Consider the following 17,336-nt stretch of genomic DNA (forward strand, 5'->3'; position numbering starts at 1 on the left):
CACCCGCGTTGGCACTTGAGGCAGCATGTTACCGCAGCCCCATGTGGCACTGCAGCATGGCGGACATGCGGCAACGCGGCCGCATGCCGACCTGAGGTTCATCCCAATTGCTGCGCTGCCGCTTCACGGCGATAAACGCGCGTGTCACAAAGCCGACGCACACTGCCGGGTTGGCCACGAACCGACCCAAACACTCACGGAGTTGTCATGAAATTCAAGTCTCTCGCAATCGCCTGCGGTGCGTTCGCGCTGGCCATGTCGGGCCCGGCACAGGCCCAGGTCGAGGTCCAGTGGTGGCACTCGATGACCGGTGGCCTGAACGAATGGGTCAACGACCTGGCGAAGGATTTCAACGCGAGCCAGAAGGAGTACAAGGTCGTGCCCACCTTCAAGGGCAACTACGACGAATCGATGGTCGCGGCGATGGCCGCATTCCGGGCCGGCAACGCGCCGCACATCCTGCAGGTGTTCGAGGTCGGCACCGCGACGATGATGGCCGCCAAGGGCGCGGTCAAGCCGGTCGGCGAGGTGATGAAGCAAAGCGGCGTCGGCTTCGATCCGAAGGCTTACGTGCCCGCGGTGTCGGCCTACTACACCGCGCCGAACGGCGAGATGATGTCGTTCCCGTTCAACAGCTCGACGACGATCTTCTATTACAACAAGGACGCCTTCAAGGCCGCCGGCCTCGACCCGAACAAGGCGCCGACGACCTGGCCCGAAGTGACGCTGGCGGCCGCGAAGCTGAAGGCGGCCGGCAGCAAGTGCCCTTACACGACGAGCTGGATGAGCTGGGTCCACCTCGAGAGCTTCTCGCTGTGGCACAACACGCTGTTCGCGACCCAGAACAACGGCTTCGGCGGCCCCGGCGCGCGCCTCGCGTTCAACTCGCCGCTGCACCTGCGCCACTTCGAGAACCTCTCGAACATGGCCAAGCAGGGCCTGTTCGTCTACAAGGGCCGCGCCAGCGTCGCGGTGCCGTCGTTCGTTTCGGGCGAGTGCGCGATGTTCACCGGCTCGTCGGGTTCGTATGCCGATGTCGCGAGGGGCGCGAAGTTCGCCTACGGGCTGTCGGCGCTGCCGTACTACCCCGATGTGCCGGGCGCGCCGCAGAACACCGCGATCGGCGGCGCGAGCCTGTGGGTGATGGCGGGCAAGAAGCCGGCCGAGTACAAGGGCGTCGCCGAGTTCTTCAAGTACCTGTCGAACCCCGAGGTCCAGTCGGCCAGCCACAAGCGCACCGGCTACCTGCCGATCACGATGGCGGCCTACCAGCTGACCGAGAAGTCGGGCTTCTACAAGGACAAGCCCGGCACCGATGTCGCGGTGACGCAGATGATCCGCAAGACGACCGACAAGTCGCGCGGCATCCGCCTGGGCAACTTCGTGCAGATCCGCACCATCCTCGATGAAGAGACCGAGGCGATCTGGTCCGGCAAGAAGGAACCGAAGCAGGCGCTCGAAGACGCGATGAAGCGCGGCAACGAACAGCTCGAGCGCTTCGAGCGCGCCAACAAGGCGCCGGCGCCCTGACCCTTCCCGGGCGCCCGCCCGTGTGCCGACCCGACCCTGCCGTCGCCGGCGCGGTCGGGTTCATTGACTGAATCCGAGCCTCATGGAAAAGCGCGTTCGCTTCAACTCCGCCTGGTTGCCCTGGGCCTTGCTCGCGCCGCAGGTGGCGATCATCGGCGTGTTCTTCTTCTGGCCCGCGGCGCAGGCGGTGCTGCAGTCGCTTCAGGTTCAGGACAGCTTCGGCCTGTCCACCGAGTGGGCGGGTCTGGACAACTTCAAGACGCTGGTCGGCGATTCGGCCTACCTCGAATCGTTCAAGACGACCGCGCTCTTCTCGGTGCTGGTCGCGGTGCTCGGGATCGCGCTGTCGCTGGTGCTGGCGATCTTCGCCGACCGCATCATCAAGGGCGCGCTGTTCTACAAGACGATGCTGATCGTGCCGTACGCGGTCGCGCCGGCGGTGGCCGGCGTGCTGTGGGTGTTCATGTTCTCGCCGTCGATCGGCGTCGTCGCCTTCGGCCTCTCGAGGTTCTTCGGCTTCGAGTGGAACCACCTGCTGAACTCGACGCACGCGATGTCGCTGATCGTCGCCGCGGCGGTCTGGAAGCAGCTGTCGTACAACTTCCTGTTCTTTCTGGCCGGCTTGCAGTCGATCCCGAAGTCGCTGATCGAGGCGGCGGCGATCGACGGCGCGCGCCCATGGCGGCGCTTCTGGTCGATCCAGTTTCCGCTGCTGTCGCCGACCACCTTCTTCCTGCTCGTGATCAACATGGTCTACGCGTTTTTCGACACCTTCGCGATCATCGATGCGACCACCAGCGGCGGCCCGGGGCGCGACACGGTGATCCTGGTCTACAAGGTCTTCCAGGACGGCGTCAAGGGCGGCGACATCGGCAGTTCGGCGGCGCAGTCGGTCGTGCTGATGCTGATCGTCGTCGCGCTGACGGTGCTGCAGTTCCACTATGTCGAGAAGAAGGTGAACTACTGATGGCGAAGTCTCATGGTTGAACGCCGCGCCACGCTCGGGCTGCTCGCGCACGCGATGATGCTCCTGGGCATCCTGATCGTCGCGTTCCCGCTCTACCTCGCGTTCGTCGCGTCGACGCACACCTCGCAGGAAATCGTGCAGCTGCCGATGCCGATGCTGCCGGGCGGCCATTTCTGGGAGAACTACGTCGCCGCGCTGACCGGCCACGGCGGCGGCGCGGGCTCGAACGCACCGGTCGGGCGGATGATGTGGGTCAGCCTGGTCACCGCGCTCGTGATCACCTTCGGCAAGATCGCGGTGTCGCTGCTGTCGGCGTTCGCGCTGGTGTACTTCCGCTTCCCGATGCGCGGCCTGTTCTTCTGGGCGATCTTCGTGACGCTGATGCTGCCGGTCGAGGTGCGCATCCTGCCGACCTACAAGGTCGTCGCCGACCTCGGGCTGCTGAACAGCTACGCCGGCCTGACGATCCCGCTGATCGCGTCGGCGACCGCGACCTTCCTGTTCCGCCAGTTCTTCCTGACCGTTCCCGAAGAGCTGGTCGAGGCCGCGCGCATCGACGGCGCCGGGCCGATGCGCTTCTTCTGGGACATCCTGCTGCCGCTGTCGAAGACCTCGATCGCGGCGCTGTTCGTGATCCAGTTCATCTACGGCTGGAACCAGTACCTGTGGCCGCTGCTCGCGACGACCAGCGAAGACATGTACCCGGTCGTCGTCGGCATCAAGCGCATGATCGCCGGCGGCGACTCGGGCAACGAGTGGAACATCGTGATGGCCACCGCGATCATGGCGATGCTGCCGCCGGCGGTCGTCGTGATCCTGATGCAGCGCTGGTTCGTCAAGGGCCTGGTAGACACCGAAAAGTAAACACACAACGACATGGCATCCATCTCCCTCAGAAACGTCGTCAAGCGCTACGGCACGGGGCCGAAGGCGAACCCGGTGATCCACGGCGTCAGCGCCGAGATCGTCGACCACGAGTTCATCGTCATCGTCGGCCCGTCGGGCTGCGGCAAGTCGACGTTGCTGCGCATGGTCGCCGGCCTCGAGGAAATCACCAATGGCGAGATCGCGATCGGCGGGCGCGTCGTCAACGACACCGAGCCGAGCGAGCGCGACATCGCGATGGTGTTCCAGAACTACGCGCTGTACCCGCACATGAGCGTCTTCGACAACATGGCTTACGGATTGAAGATCGCGAAGGTGCCGGTGGAGGAGATCAAGGTCCGCGTCGACAAGGCCGCGAAGATCCTCGAGCTCGGCGCCTACCTGCAGCGCAAGCCGCGCGAGCTCTCCGGCGGGCAACGCCAGCGCGTCGCGATGGGGCGCGCGATCGTGCGCCAGCCGCAGGTCTTCCTGTTCGACGAGCCGCTGTCCAACCTCGACGCGAAGCTGCGCGCCCAGACCCGCCTCGAGATCCAGAAGCTGCACGCCGAACTCGGCGTCACCTCGCTGTTCGTCACGCACGACCAGGTCGAGGCGATGACGCTCGCGCAGCGCATGATCGTGATGAACGCGGGCCGCATGGAGCAGATCGGCACGCCCGACGAGGTCTACCACCGGCCCGCGACGACCTTCGTCGCGAGCTTCATCGGCTCGCCGCCGATGAACCTGATCAAGGGCCAGGCCGACGGTTCGCGCTTCATCGCGGGCGGGCAGTCGCTGGCGCTGGCCGCTGCCGCGCCGCGCAGCGGCGAGCTGATCCTGGGCCTGCGGCCCGAGCACACCGAGCTGAGCCGCAATGGCTCGGCCGGCTGGCCGTTGAAGGTCGAGGCGCTCGAGATGCTCGGCGCCGAACGGCTCGTGTACGGCCGGGTCGGGGAGACGCTGTTCACGGTGCGCCTGGATGCAACGCTGCCGCCGCCGAAGGCCGGCGACGTGGTCTCGCTGACGACGACACCCGAGCACCTGCACTGGTTCGACGCGGCCACGACGAAGCGCGTCTGAGCATGAGCTTGCCGGACTGGCCGTACCCGTTGTGGATCGCGCACCGCGGTGCCGGGAAACTTGCGCCCGAGAACACGCTCGCGGCGTTCCATCGCGGCGCCTCGCACGGGTATCGCGCGTTCGAGTGCGACCTGAAACTCAGCGCCGACGGCGTGCCGTTTCTGCTCCACGACGCGACGCTGGAGCGCACGAGCTCGGGCCATGGCGCGGCGAGCCAGTTGAACTGGGGAGAACTCGCGCGGCTCGATGCGGGTGGCTGGCACAGCCGCGACTTCGCCGGCGAGCCGATCGCGAGCCTCGCCGGCGTCGCGGCCTACTGCATCGGCAACGGCTTCACGCTGAACATCGAGATCAAGCCGACACCCGGCGATGAGGTACGCACCGGCCGCGTCGTCGCGATCGAAGCGGCGCGGCTGTGGGCCGGCCAGGCCGTGCCGCCGCTGCTCAGCTCGTTCAGCCCCGAGGCCTTGCTGGCCGCGCACGAGGCCGCGCCGAGCCTCCCGCGCGCGCTGCTGCTCGACACCCTGGTCGACGGCTGGTTCGAGCAGGCCCGGGCACTCGGCTGCGCTGCCGTCGTGACCAATTTCGAGCTCATGGACGCCGCGTTGCTCGCCCAGCTCCACGGTGCCGGCATGCGCGCGCTGGTCTACACCGTCAACGACGCGGCCGAGGCGCGGCGCCTGGTCGCGCTCGGCATCGACGGCATCATCACCGACGCGGTCGATCGCCTGCCGCCGGGCGCCTCAGGCGTTCACGCCTGACGCCTCGGCAACGCGCGCGTAGATCCGGGTATCGCGGGGCTCGCCCTGCAGGTTCAGCAGTTCGCTGCGCAACACGCCCTCGAGCGCAAAGCCGGAACGCTGCGCGACCCGCCAGCTGCGCTCGTTCGTGTCGTCCATCCGGACCTCGACGCGCCGCGCGCGCAGCGTGTCCAATGCGAAAGCCGTCAGCGCCTGCGCCGCCTCGGTCACGTAGCCACGCCCCTGCCGGCTGGTTCGGCACCAGTAGCCCAGCTCGAAACGGCGCACGTTCCAGTCGATGCGGTGCAGGCCGGTACCGCCGACGAAGTCGCCTTCGCCGCCGTCGGCGCAGCGCTCGAACGTGAAGAGCGTCAGATCCTCGCGCAACAGGAACTTCGCCTGCATGCGGCGGCAATCGGCGTTGCTCTGCGCCAGCGATGGCGCGGTCTGCGCCCAGGGCATGTAACGGCGCAGGTCGTCGAGCGACTCGCACACCGCAGCGTTCAGCGCCGCGGCATCGCTGCCGCGCGCAACGCGCAGGATCAGGCGTTCGGTCGCGAGGTATTCGGGCACGTCTTCGAGCAGCGCATCCATGTCGTCTTCTCCGTCGTCCAGGGTCAGGTCGTTGCTTCGGCAGCCGGGCGTGCCGCACGAACATCGGCTTCGGCGCCGATCCAGTCGCGCTCGCGCTCGGGCTGCGGCAGCGCACGCACGCCGCGGATCACCGGCGTGCGCCACGCGACGACCGCGAGCAGCAATGCGCTGCAGCCGGCGAACGCGAGCGAGCTGCGCAGCCCGAAGTGCTCGCCGAGCCAGCCGCCGAGCAGCGCGCCCGGACCGGCCGGGATCAGGATCAGCCAGCGCATCGTGCTCGTCATCCGGCCCAGGAGCGGCACCGGCGTGACCGCCTGGCGAAGCGCAAGAAAGTTGATGAACACGAGTACCGCGCCGGTCGAGAACAGCATCAGCATCAGCGCGAACGCGGCCACGCCGAACACGTTCGCCGGCGCCGCCGCGAGCAGCAGCCAGCCGGCGCCGCACACGGCGAAGCCGAGCACCAGGCACGGCCCCGGCCCGATGCGGCGGCTCAAGCGCGAACCGAACACGCTCGCGACGATCGTGCCGACGCCCATGCCCATGTAGCTCAGGCCGACCGCCTGTTCCGACAGGCCCAGCGTGCGCGTCGCGAACAGGATCTGCACGACGATCGCCGCGTTGTGGCACATCTGCCAGACGCCGACCGCGATCGCGAGCGACATCAGCAGGCGATGGCGCGCGACGAAGCGCACGCCGGCGCGCAGGTCGCGCAGGAAGTGCGCGTCGCTGCGCGGGCGCACGTCCTCGAAGATCACGACGCCACGCAGGATCGCCGCCGAGACGAGCAGCAGCGCCGCGTCGACCAGCAGCGCGAGCGGCGCACCGACCAGCTTGATCAACGCGCCGGCCAGCCCCGGCCCCGCGACCTCGGCACCGGACATCGCGAGTGCGTTCTTCGCGTGCGCTTCGACCAGCCGCTCGCGTGCCACGACCTGCGTCAGCACGATCTGCGCCGCCGAGCCGGCGATCGTGAAGATCGTACCGAGCAGGAACGCGCAGACGTACATCCACGGCATCGCCAGCCAGCCCATCCACCACGCGAACGGCACGCTCGCGACGACGAACGCGAGCAGCGTCTCGCCGGCGATGTAGACCGGCAACTTGCGGACGCGATCGAGCCACACGCCGACCGGCAGCGAGAACAGCACGAAGGGCGCGATCTCCATCGCGGTCAGCAGGCCCATCTGCGTGGGACTCGCGTGCAACAGCACGGCGGCGGTCAGCGGCAGCGCGAGCATCGTCACCTGCCCGCCGAACGAGCTGATCAGGATCGACGTCCACAGGCGCCGGTAGGCCAGGTTGTGCAGCAGGTCGTCGGCGGGCAACGCGAATCGCGCTCGCATGCCGGCCAGCAGGCCGGTGCTCCAGTTCATCAAGACCCGTCTCATGGTCTTCACCTCTTTCTTCTGCTCTGTCTCGCGGGCATCGGGTAGATGCCTTGCTGGGTCGGTAGACCCGGGGCAGCGAAAGACAGGAGCGTGGATCCGATTCTTCCGCTGATCTCTCAGCGGAAGCTCCTGGGTCGGAAGCGGATGCCGAGAGGGACTAGTGCGCAGCGCCGAACTGCATCAGCAGCCCGCGTGCGGCGACGGCGACGATGGCCGGTCGATTCGAGTCGACGACGACGAGCCCGGGCGTGATGCCGGAGTCGAGCCAGACCGCGCCGACGCACGGCTCACCGCGCGCGGCGGTGTGGTCGTGGTGGTGAAGGGGCTGGCTCATTGCGCGTGTCCGATGGGGGTCGATCGATTTCGAGTGCGCATCGTAGCAGCGGCAACGGCGGCCGCGCAAGACGGGCAAGCGCCGCGGCGTTGCATCGAGTCCACTCGATTGGGGATGAGCGGGTGCCTGTAGTCGTTGCGTCTGCCGATACCGGCGGACGCATCGTGTGCGACCGCCGCCGATGCGCCTTGCGCAGAGCACGGCAGCCGCGACACGATGGCCGCGCCGTCTTCACTCAACACCCCACACCATGTCTTCATCGACGCATTCCTCACCGCCATTGACCCGCCACCGCCCGGCCCTGTGGCTGCTCGCGATCGCGGCACTGCTCGCCATCGCGCTCGGCCTGCGCGGCCCGATCCCGCAATGGGAGGGTTATCACGCGTTCGCCGACGCACGCAGCTGGCTCGGCCTGCCGAACGCCGAGAACGTGCTGAGCAACCTGCCGTTCGCGCTGATCGGCCTGTGGGGGCTGCGCATCCACCTGCGTTCGACGCATGCCCGGCGCCACCTCTGGTGCGGCTTTGCCGTCGCGATGATCGGCACCGCATTCGGCTCGGCGCTGTACCACTGGGCGCCCGGCAATGGCGCGCTGGTATTCGACCGATTGCCGATCGCCTGCGCCTGCGCGCTGCTGAGCTGCGCGCTGCTGGCGGAGCGCGTCGACAGCCGTTGGGCCGGCGTCCCCGCACTCGCGTCGGCGACCGTGCTGGCAAGCGCGTCGGTCGCCTGGTGGTGGCTCGGCGAGCAACGCGGGATCGGCGACCTGCGCCCGTACTTGTTCGTGCAGTTTCTGCCGATGCTGCTTGCGCCCGCCGCGCTGTGGTTGAAGCTGCCGGCGTCCGCAGCGGGCGCCCTGCGCGATCGCGACTGGTGGGCCGTGCTCGGCCTGTATGCCGCGGCGAAGCTGATGGAGCTCGCGGACCAGCCGGTCCTCGATGCCCTGGGCTTCACCAGCGGGCACACGCTGAAGCACCTGCTCGCGGCGCTCGCCGCGCTGTGGCTGCTGCGCGCCGCCGCGCGCACTCAGCTGCGGTAGTCGGCGTTGATCTTGACGTAGTCGTAGCTGAGGTCGCAGGTCCAGACGGTCGTCGAGGCCGCGCCGCGGTGCAGGTCGACGCGCACCGTGATCTCGCTTTGCTTCATCACGCGCTGGCCGTCCTCCTCGCGGTAGCTCGCGAGCCGGCCGCCGCTTTGCACCACGTGTACATCGTCGAGGAACAGGTCGATCTTCGTCTGGTCGAGGTCGGCGATGCCGGCATAGCCGACCGCCGCCAGGATGCGCCCGAGGTTCGGGTCGCTGGCGAAGAACGCGGTCTTGACCAGCGGCGAGTGCGCGATCGCGTAGGCGGCCTGGCGGCACTCGTCCTCGGTCCGGCCGCCGTCGATCTGCACACTGATGAACTTGGTCGCGCCTTCGCCGTCGCGCACGATCGCCTGCGCGAGCTGGCGCGAGACGTCGACGACCGCGTCGCGCAGGCGCTTGCCATCGCCCGCATCGAACTGCGTGATCTCGGCATGACCGGCGCGGTGAGTCGCGATCAGCACGAACGAATCGTTGGTCGAGGTGTCGCCGTCGATCGTGATGCGGTTGAACGACTGGTCGGCCGCGTCCTGGACCAGCGCCTGCATGAGTGCCGGCGCGATCACCGCGTCGGTCGCGACGAAGCCGAGCATCGTCGCCATGTTCGGCCGGATCATCCCGGCGCCCTTGCTGATGCCGGTGATCGTGACGGTCTTGCCGCCGATCTGCAGCCGCGCCGATGCCGCCTTCGGCAGCGTATCGGTCGTCATGATCGCCTCCGCCGCAACGCCCCAATGGTCGGGGGCGAGATCGGCCAACGCGGCCGGCAGGCCGGCGACGATCGCGGAGACCGGCAGGCTCTCCATGATCACGCCGGTCGAGAACGGCAGCACCTGTTCGGGCGCGATCTTCAAGTGGCCCGCGAGCGCGGTGCAGGTCTCGAACGCGCGCGCCAGGCCGTCTTCGCCGGTGCCGGCGTTGGCGTTGCCGGTGTTGACGACGATCGCGCGCGGGCTCGCGCTGCGCGCGAGGTGGCTGCGGCACAGCTGCACCGGCGCGGCGCAGAAGCGGTTGCGCGTGAACACGCCGGCGACCGTCGAGCCTTCCGCGATCGTCACGACCGTCAGGTCGCGCCGGTTCGCCTTGCGCACGCCGGCCATCGCGATGCCGAGCTCGACGCCGGGGACGGGATGAAGGCAATTCGGATCGGGGGCTTGCAGGTTCACGGGCATGGGCGGCTCGCAGTGAGAGAGGGATGGCCGAGGATTGTAGGAACTCGAATCGACGACCCTGTAAGGCTTGCCAATGTTCAGCACCGGCAAGCTGCATTAGAGTCGGCCCGGAACATGCATCGAGCCACGCGTCAATCCCAAGATTGACGGCGCCAAATACAAAACCACGTTGACGGAAACCCCATGCTGCCTTTCTTTGCCGATCTGGTGATGCGCACCGACGAAGCGCGTCGTGATTTCGAGACCAACCCGGTCGTGCTCGACGCCGTCGCGCACGGCATGAGCATCGAGCGCTATCGCAGGCTGCTGCTCGAGCTGTACCACGTGGTCTGGCACTTCAACCCGGTGTGCGCCGCGGCCGCCAGCCGCGTGCCCGACGCGCAGCGCCAGGTGCGCTATTACCTGTACGAGCACATGCACGAGGAATCGGGGCACGAGGAGTGGGTGATGAACGACCTCGACGCGATCGGCGTCGGCCATGCCGACACGCGCGCGCACAAGGCCGGGATCCACACGCTGGCGCTGAACGGCTACAACTACTGGGCCGCCGATCGACGCCACCCCTGCGCGGTGCTCGGGATGATGTACGCGCTCGAGGTGATCGCCTCGGTCTACGGCGGCACCTTCTCGTCGGCGATCCGCGAATCGCTGCTGCTCGAGGGCGAGCGCGGCGTCTCGTTCATCAGCTCGCACGCGACGATGGACGCCGAACACATGGCGACGCTGCGCCAGGTGCTGAACACGATCACCGACGACGACGCGCGCGAGGCCATCGTCGAGTCGACGATGGTCAACTTCTACTACTTCACGCGCGTGTTCGAAGCCGTATGAGGCCGGAGCATGCCGCCGCGCTGGCGACGCTGATGACGCGGCCCTACAAGTACATCCGCCTCGAATGGAGCGAGGAGCTTGCCGCGCTGCGCCTGCGCACCTGCGTCAAGCCGATCCAGTGCTACAGCCTGGCCGCGATGGCCGAGCTGCAGCGCGTCTTCAGCGACATCGCCGAGAACCCGGGGCTGGTCAAGCACTACGTGATGACCTCCGATGTGCCCGGCGTCTTCAACTTCGGCGGCGACCTCTCGCTCTTCGTGCTGCTGATCCGGGCGCGCGATGTCGAGTCGCTGCGCCTGTACGGACGGCGCTGCATCGATCTGGTGTGGTGGATGGAGAACGCATCGAAGCTGGGCGTGCACACCACCGTGCTGGTGCAGGGCGACACGCTCGGCGGCGGCCTCGAATCGGTGATGCCGTTTCACAAGGTCATCTTCGAGCGCAGCGCGCAGGCCGGCTTCCCGGAAGTGCTGTTCAACCTGTTCCCCGGCATGGGCGCGTGGGACTTCACGATCCGCAAGGCCGGCTTCGCGGTCGCGAACGAGATGATCCTGTCGGGCCGCCTGTACACCGCCGATCAGCTCCGGCGGCATCATTTGGTCGACCTGGTGGTCGAAGACGGCGAAGGCGAGGCCGCCGTCGAAGCGGTGATCCGCTCGGTCAGCCCGCGCCTGCGCGGCACGCTTGCGGCGCTCGAGGCACGGCGCCACGCCGCACCGATCACCTACGAGTCGCTGATGACGATCGTCGACCAGTGGGTCGAGACGGCGCTGCAACTGACCGACCGCGACCTGCGACTGATGGAGCGCCTCGCGCGCGCCCAGGTGCGCAAGGCCGGTGGCGGCAACGAGGGCGCGGTGGCCGAAATCAAGCAGATCGAGCTCGACACCGCGTGGGGCGAAGAGCGCACCGGCGTCACCGAATGGGGCGCGTTCGCCTGAGGTTCATCACGGACGCGCGCTGACCGGGCTGGGCCGCCTCGCTCGCCTCAGAGCCAGGTCTTCAGCAGCTCCTGCAGCTGGTCGCGGGTATAGGGCTTCGCGAGGTGGGCGTCCATGCCGGCCTCGCGCGAACGCGCCGCGTCTTCGTCGAACGCATCCGCTGTCAGCGCCAGCACCGGCAGGCGCGGCAGGCCCATGCGCGCCTCGCGCTTGCGGATCTCCTGTGTCGCGGCATAGCCGTCCATCACCGGCATCTGGCAATCCATCAGCACGACATCGACGTTGTGCGCGGCGAGCTGCCGAAGCGCCTCGCGGCCGTCGCCGGCCTCGATCACGTCCAGGCCGAGCGACTGCAGCACCTCGCGTGCGATCATCCGGTTGACCTCGTTGTCCTCGACCACGAGCACACTGCCCATCAGCGCCGAATCGCCATCGAGCCCACCGAGGGCCGAGTCGTTCTGCGCCACATGCACGGTGGCGCGGTCGGGTTCGAACGCAAGGCCGAAGCGAAACCGGGAGCCCAGGCCCGGGCGGCTCTTGACCTCGATCTTGCCGCCCATTGCCTCGATGATGCGCTGGCTGATCGCCAGACCCAGCCCAGTCCCGCCACGGCGTCGGCTGCGCGTGCCGTCGACCTGGTGGAACGGCTCGAACAGGCCTTGCATCGCGTCGGCCGGGATGCCGATGCCGGTGTCGCGCACCTCGAACAGCACGCCTGTCATTCCAGCCGCGGCACGCTGCGGCGCGATCCGCATCACGACTTCGCCGCGCTCGGTGAACTTGATCGCGTTGCCGACGAGGTTGAGCAGCACCTGCTTCAGACGCTGGGCGTCGCCGATCACCCACTCCTCGACATCGGGCTCGAGATCGAGCGTCAGCTTCAGGCCCTTGCCCTCGGCGTTGCCGCGGAACAGCGAAATCACCGAGACGCACTGCGCGTGCAGCGAGAAAGGGGCGCTCGTCAGGTTGAGCTTGCCGGCCTCGATCTTCGAGTGATCGAGCACGTCGTTCAGGATCGTCATCAGCGACGAGCCCGACGATGCCGCGGTGCGCACCAGGCGGCGCTGGTCGGCATCCAGCGTCGAGCGGCGCAGCAGTTCGAGCGCACCGAGCACGCCGTTCATCGGCGTGCGGATCTCGTGGCTCATCGTCGCGAGGAACTGCGACTTCGCCAGGTTCGCCGACTCGGCCAGCTCCTTCGCGCGCTGCAGCGAGGCGTTTGCAGCGTCGGCCTCGCGGCTGTGCTGGATCGCGCGGGTCGCCGTCGCTCTGAACTCGCGCGCCGCCCGGTACAGCGTGACACCGAAGATCACGGCCAGCATCGCGAGCGGCAACGACCGCACGGCCTCGCTCGCCAGGCAGACGACGATCAGCGCGCCGAGCTGGATGCTGGAAAGGATCTGGAACGAGCGCCCCACCAGCGTCATGAAGAACGCAGCCACGGTGATCGAGCCGAACACCATGCCGACGTAGGTCGTGCCCAGCGTGCCGTGCAGCGCCGGGTAGATGGCCAGCGTCGCGATCGCCCACATCGCGCCGGAAAGCGCCGCGTTGCCTTCGAGCTCGACCTGCAGGCGCATCAGCGCGGCTTCGGTAGGCCCTTTGAGCTGCGCGTGGCGACGCGAGATCAACAGCCGCCAGGCCGCGACGCCGATGCCGATCCCGGCGACGATGGCGGCCGTTCCGGGCCGGTTGGCATGCACGCCCATCGCGGCGATGACGGCGACGGCGACGACCTGCAGCAGCACGCTGCGCGCCGAATTGTGCAGCGCGAGCCGCAGCAATTCGTGTCTTGCGCCGGCTTCTGTGGTGGCCCCGTCGGTCATCCGCCGAGCATAACTGCGCGGCGCGTCGTCAGGCCAGCCGGCCGTGGCACTGCTTGTACTTCTTGCCGCTGCCGCAAGGGCACGGGTCGTTGCGGCCGACCTTCGGCACCTCGGCGACGAGCGTCGCCACGTCGGACTCCTCGTCGCCGGACGAGACGCTGCCGTCTTCGTTCGGGTGCGTGTAGGTGACGTTGCTGATGCGCTCGGCACGCTCTTCGATCGCCTCGGCCGCCTGCTCGACTTCTTCCTGGGACTGGATGCGCACCGTCATCAGCACGCGCGTCACGTCCATCTTGACGACATCGAGCAGCTGCGAGAACAGCTCGAAGGCCTCGCGCTTGTACTCCTGCTTCGGGTTCTTCTGCGCGTAGCCGCGCAGGTGGATGCCCTGGCGCAGGTAGTCGAGCGCAGCGAGGTGCTCGCGCCAGTGCGAGTCGATCGACTGCAGCAGGATCATGCGCATGAACGGCGTGAACTGCTCGAGCCCGACGCGCTCGACCTTGGCGTTGAACGAGGCATCGGCCGCCTGCGTGACCTTCTCGGCGATCTCTTCGTCGGTGATGGACGCGCTCTTCTCGACGTCCGCGCGCAGGCCCAGATCGAGGTGCCACTCTTCGCGCAGCACGTTCTCGAGCCCGGCCAGGTCCCATTGCTCCTCGACGCTGTCGGCCGGCACGTAGGTGCGCACGACGTCGGTCATCGCGCTCTGGCGCAGGTTCGCGATCTGCTCGTTCAGGCTCGCCGCCTCGAGGATGTCGTTGCGCTGCTGGTAGATCACCTTGCGCTGATCGTTGCTGACATCGTCGTATTCGAGCAGCTGCTTGCGCACGTCGAAGTTGCGCGCCTCGACCTTGCGCTGCGCGCTCTCGATCGAACGCGTGACGATGCCGGCCTCGATCGCCTCGCCGTCGGGCATCTTCAGCCGCTCCATGATCGCGCGCACACGGTCGCCCGCGAAGATGCGCATCAGCGAGTCGTCGAGCGAGAGGTAGAAGCGCGACGAGCCCGGGTCGCCCTGGCGGCCCGAACGGCCACGCAGCTGGTTGTCGATGCGGCGCGACTCGTGGCGTTCGGTCGCGATGATGCGCAAGCCGCCCTCGGCCTTGACCTTGTCGTGCAGGCTCTGCCATTCGTCGTGCAGCTGCTTCGCGCGCGCGGCCTTCTCGTCGGCGGGGATCGCGTCGTCGGCGTCGATCACCTTGATCTGGTTCTCGACGTTGCCGCCGAGCACGATGTCGGTGCCGCGACCGGCCATGTTGGTCGCGATCGTGATCACGCCCGGGCGCCCGGCCTGCGCGACGATCTCGGCCTCGCGCGCATGCTGCTTCGCGTTCAGCACGTTGTGCGGCAGCTTCGCCTTTTGCAGCAGGCCCGAGATCAGCTCGGAGTTCTCGATCGAGGTCGTGCCGGCGAGCACCGGCTGACCGCGCTCATGGCACTCGCGGATGTCCTTGATGACGGCCTCGAACTTCTCGCGGCTGGTCTTGTAGACGAGGTCGAGCTCGTCCTTGCGGATCGTCGGCTTGTTCGGCGGGATCACGACGGTCTCGAGGCCGTAGATCTCCTGGAACTCGTAGGCCTCGGTGTCGGCGGTGCCGGTCATCCCCGACAGCTTGCCGTACATGCGGAAGTAGTTCTGGAACGTGATCGACGCGAGCGTCTGGTTCTCGCTCTGGATCTGCACGCCCTCCTTCGCCTCGACCGCCTGGTGCAGGCCGTCGGACCAGCGCCGCCCTGTCATCAGGCGGCCGGTGAACTCGTCGACGATGATGACCTCGCCGTCCTGCACAACGTAGTGCTGGTCGCGGTTGTACAGGTGCTTCGCGCGCAGCGCCGCATAGACGTGGTGCATCAGCGTGATGTTGGCCGGGTCGTACAGGCTCGCGCCCTCGGCCAGCAGCCCGGCCTCGCCGAGGATGCGCTCGGCGTTTTCGTGCCCGTCTTCGGTCAGGAAGACCTGGTGGCTCTTCTCGTCGACCGTGAAGTCGCCCGGGTCGATCACGCCTTCGCCGGTGCGCAGATCGAGCTCGCCGATCTGCTTCTTCAGCTTGGGCACCACCGCGTTGATGCGCACGTACATCTCGGTGTGGTCTTCGGCCTGGCCGCTGATGATCAGCGGCGTGCGCGCCTCGTCGATCAGGATCGAGTCGACCTCGTCGACGATCGCGTACGACAGGCCGCGCGCGACGCGATCGGCGATGTCCTGCACCATGTTGTCGCGCAGGTAATCGAAGCCGAACTCGTTGTTGGTACCGTAGGTCACATCGGCGGCGTAGGCGGCCTGCTTCTCTTCGCGGCTCATCTGCGGCGTGTTCACGCCGACCGACAGGCCGAGGAAGTTGTACAGCCGCCCCATCCACTCGGCATCTCGCTTCGCGAGGTAGTCGTTGACGGTGACGACGTGCACGCCGCGCCCGGCGATCGCGTTCAGATAGACCGGCAGGGTCGCCATCAGCGTCTTGCCCTCGCCGGTGCGCATTTCGGCGATCTTGCCGTTGTGCAAGGTCATGCCGCCGATCAGCTGCACATCGAAGTGGCGCATCTTCAGCACGCGCTTGCTGCCTTCGCGCACGACGGCGAAAGCTTCGGGCAGCAGCTTGTCGAGCGCCTCGCCGTCCTGGAATCGCCGGCGGAACTCGTCGGTCTTCGCGAGGAGTTCGGCGTCGGCGAGCGCCTCGAACTGCGGCTCCAACGCGTTGACCTGGGCCACGACTTGCCGGTACTGCTTCAGCAGGCGGTCATTGCGGCTACCGAATATCGAAGTGAGAAGCTTGGGCAACATGCGGCGTCTGGGGTTGGGAGGCGAGGCAGCGAGGCCACTCGAGCGGGGATCGAGCCAAGCGGGATTGGCGCGGTCTTCGGTGCGGCGCCTTGCTGGCGTGTGGATCGGAGCTGCGGGCGGCAAGCCGCCAAATCAAGCCGCCCACTCAAGGTATCCCCGGGCGCGGCGGCGCAGCCAAAGCTGCGAATTTTAACATTCGCGCCCGGTTTCGCCGGGTCGGGCTCAACGGCGCAGGGCTGCGGGCTTCGTGGCCGCCGCGAGCGCGGCCGCACCGCCGGCCAGGAACCTGGCCGGGTTCTGCGGCACGCGGTCGACCAGCACCTCGAAGTGCAGGTGCGGCCCGGTCGAGCGACCGGTCGTGCCGACCTCCGAGATCACCTGGCCGCGCCGGACCAGATCGCCCGCCTTGACCAGCACGCGCGAGTTGTGCGCGTAGCGCGTGACCAGGCCGTTGCCATGGTCGATCTCGACGAGCCGGCCGTACTCCGGGTGGTACTCGCTCGCCAGCACGATGCCACCGGCCGCGGCGCGCACCGGCGTGCCGGACTCGGCGGGAAAGTCCAGCCCGGTGTGCAGTGCGGCGCGCCCGGTGAACGGGTCGGAGCGAAAGCCGAAGCCCGAGCCGATCGCGCCCTCGACCGGTCGGCTGTTCGGGATCATCAGCGCCGCGAGCCGCGATTCGAGCAGGCGCGATTCGAGCAGCGTGAAGACATCGGTGCGCTGGTCGGCCTCGATGTCGAGCGAGCTGACGACGCCGTTCAGGCGCTCGAGCGACATCGCGGCGTCGGCCGTGAACGGCACGAACGGGCCGCCCTGCCCGCCGCCGGCGCCGCTCTTCGGCACGGCCTTCAGTTCCTCCGGCTTCACGCCCACCGCTGTCGACACGCGCTCGCCCATCGCCTCGAGCTTGATCAGCTTGGCCTGCACCTCGCCGACCTTCTGGGCCATCGCGTCGAGGTTCTCGCGCATGAAGCGGTCGCGCTGCGCGAATTCATCGCGCACCACGAGGCGCATCAGCGGGCTGACGAGCGGCCAGCCCTCGCGCGCCGCCTTCAGGAACACGAAGTGGTAGACAGTGCCCGAGAACAGCATCAGCGCCAGCGTGAGCCCGAGCAACGCGGCCCCGAGTTGCCAGCGGTTGAAGCGCAGCACGCGCGTGCGAGCCAGGCTGCCGTGCGTGATCAAGATCTGCATCGCTAC

Annotated in this window: 15 protein-coding genes; 8 read left to right on the plus strand and 7 right to left on the minus strand. The window is 67.9% G+C overall.

Features of this window, described 5'->3' with window-relative positions:
* The first annotated feature begins 207 nt into the window (after window positions 1-207).
* The 5 genes from ugpB (at window position 208) to ugpQ (ending at window position 5,202) form a co-directional block, all read left to right on the plus strand.
* On the plus strand, window positions 208-1,530 hold the full coding sequence (ugpB, locus tag AC1DTW_RS02900; RefSeq protein ID WP_477978939.1) for a sn-glycerol-3-phosphate ABC transporter substrate-binding protein UgpB: 1,323 nt from the start codon (window positions 208-210) through the stop codon (window positions 1,528-1,530).
* Between the two features lie 82 nt (window positions 1,531-1,612).
* The gene (gene ugpA / locus AC1DTW_RS02905) at window positions 1,613-2,497 is read left to right on the plus strand and encodes a sn-glycerol-3-phosphate ABC transporter permease UgpA (RefSeq protein ID WP_477978941.1); all 885 of its coding nucleotides are present in this window, start codon (window positions 1,613-1,615) and stop codon (window positions 2,495-2,497) included.
* Between the two features lie 12 nt (window positions 2,498-2,509).
* Window positions 2,510-3,361 (plus strand): sn-glycerol-3-phosphate ABC transporter permease UgpE, encoded by an 852-nt coding sequence (ugpE, locus tag AC1DTW_RS02910; protein WP_477978943.1) that lies wholly within the window; start codon window positions 2,510-2,512, stop codon window positions 3,359-3,361.
* 12 nt (window positions 3,362-3,373) lie between these two features.
* Window positions 3,374-4,441: a sn-glycerol-3-phosphate import ATP-binding protein UgpC gene (locus tag AC1DTW_RS02915; RefSeq protein WP_477978945.1), complete on the plus strand. Its 1,068-nt coding sequence runs from the start codon at window positions 3,374-3,376 to the stop codon at window positions 4,439-4,441.
* A gap of 2 nt (window positions 4,442-4,443) precedes the next feature.
* A complete protein-coding gene (gene ugpQ, locus AC1DTW_RS02920; RefSeq protein ID WP_477978947.1) occupies window positions 4,444-5,202 on the plus strand; it encodes a glycerophosphodiester phosphodiesterase in 759 nt (252 codons plus the stop codon).
* Here the strand turns inward: ugpQ and AC1DTW_RS02925 are convergent.
* From AC1DTW_RS02925 to AC1DTW_RS02935, 3 genes are all read right to left on the minus strand, one after another.
* Window positions 5,185-5,775, minus strand: a complete 591-nt coding sequence (locus AC1DTW_RS02925) for a GNAT family N-acetyltransferase (RefSeq protein WP_477978949.1) — start codon at window positions 5,773-5,775, stop codon at window positions 5,185-5,187. The genes ugpQ and AC1DTW_RS02925 overlap by 18 nt on opposite strands.
* Window positions 5,776-5,798: 23 nt before the next feature.
* The gene (locus tag AC1DTW_RS02930) at window positions 5,799-7,166 is read right to left on the minus strand and encodes an MFS transporter (protein ID WP_477978951.1); all 1,368 of its coding nucleotides are present in this window, start codon (window positions 7,164-7,166) and stop codon (window positions 5,799-5,801) included.
* 157 nt (window positions 7,167-7,323) lie between these two features.
* Window positions 7,324-7,500: a hypothetical protein gene (locus AC1DTW_RS02935; RefSeq protein WP_477978953.1), complete on the minus strand. Its 177-nt coding sequence runs from the start codon at window positions 7,498-7,500 to the stop codon at window positions 7,324-7,326.
* Window positions 7,501-7,750: 250 nt separating this feature from the next.
* Between AC1DTW_RS02935 and AC1DTW_RS02940 the strand changes: the two genes are divergently transcribed.
* Window positions 7,751-8,539 (plus strand): hypothetical protein, encoded by a 789-nt coding sequence (locus AC1DTW_RS02940; protein WP_477978955.1) that lies wholly within the window; start codon window positions 7,751-7,753, stop codon window positions 8,537-8,539.
* Here the strand turns inward: AC1DTW_RS02940 and argJ are convergent.
* Window positions 8,527-9,756 (minus strand): bifunctional glutamate N-acetyltransferase/amino-acid acetyltransferase ArgJ, encoded by a 1,230-nt coding sequence (gene argJ, locus AC1DTW_RS02945; RefSeq protein ID WP_477978957.1) that lies wholly within the window; start codon window positions 9,754-9,756, stop codon window positions 8,527-8,529. The genes AC1DTW_RS02940 and argJ overlap by 13 nt on opposite strands.
* 183 nt (window positions 9,757-9,939) lie before the next feature.
* Here argJ and AC1DTW_RS02950 point away from each other — a divergent pair, with 183 nt between their 5' ends.
* Together AC1DTW_RS02950 and AC1DTW_RS02955 are read left to right on the plus strand one after the other, a co-directional pair.
* Window positions 9,940-10,587 (plus strand): iron-containing redox enzyme family protein, encoded by a 648-nt coding sequence (locus tag AC1DTW_RS02950; RefSeq protein ID WP_477978959.1) that lies wholly within the window; start codon window positions 9,940-9,942, stop codon window positions 10,585-10,587.
* The gene (locus tag AC1DTW_RS02955; RefSeq protein WP_477978961.1) at window positions 10,584-11,528 is read left to right on the plus strand and encodes a crotonase/enoyl-CoA hydratase family protein; all 945 of its coding nucleotides are present in this window, start codon (window positions 10,584-10,586) and stop codon (window positions 11,526-11,528) included. The genes AC1DTW_RS02950 and AC1DTW_RS02955 overlap by 4 nt, the downstream gene beginning before the upstream one ends.
* Before the next feature lie 47 nt (window positions 11,529-11,575).
* Here the strand turns inward: AC1DTW_RS02955 and AC1DTW_RS02960 are convergent, their stop codons facing one another.
* The 3 genes from AC1DTW_RS02960 to AC1DTW_RS02970 all read right to left on the minus strand — a co-directional run bounded on the left by AC1DTW_RS02960 (window position 11,576) and on the right by AC1DTW_RS02970 (window position 17,330).
* Window positions 11,576-13,354, minus strand: a complete 1,779-nt coding sequence (locus AC1DTW_RS02960; RefSeq protein ID WP_477978963.1) for an ATP-binding protein — start codon at window positions 13,352-13,354, stop codon at window positions 11,576-11,578.
* A gap of 28 nt (window positions 13,355-13,382) precedes the next feature.
* Complete coding sequence (gene secA, locus AC1DTW_RS02965) at window positions 13,383-16,136, minus strand: preprotein translocase subunit SecA (protein WP_477978965.1); 2,754 nt, start codon at window positions 16,134-16,136, stop codon at window positions 13,383-13,385.
* A gap of 222 nt (window positions 16,137-16,358) precedes the next feature.
* Window positions 16,359-17,330, minus strand: a complete 972-nt coding sequence (locus AC1DTW_RS02970; protein ID WP_477978967.1) for a M23 family metallopeptidase — start codon at window positions 17,328-17,330, stop codon at window positions 16,359-16,361.
* Window positions 17,331-17,336: the final 6 nt, after the last annotated feature.

Source organism: Rhizobacter sp. P5_A1 (assembly GCF_056400745.1).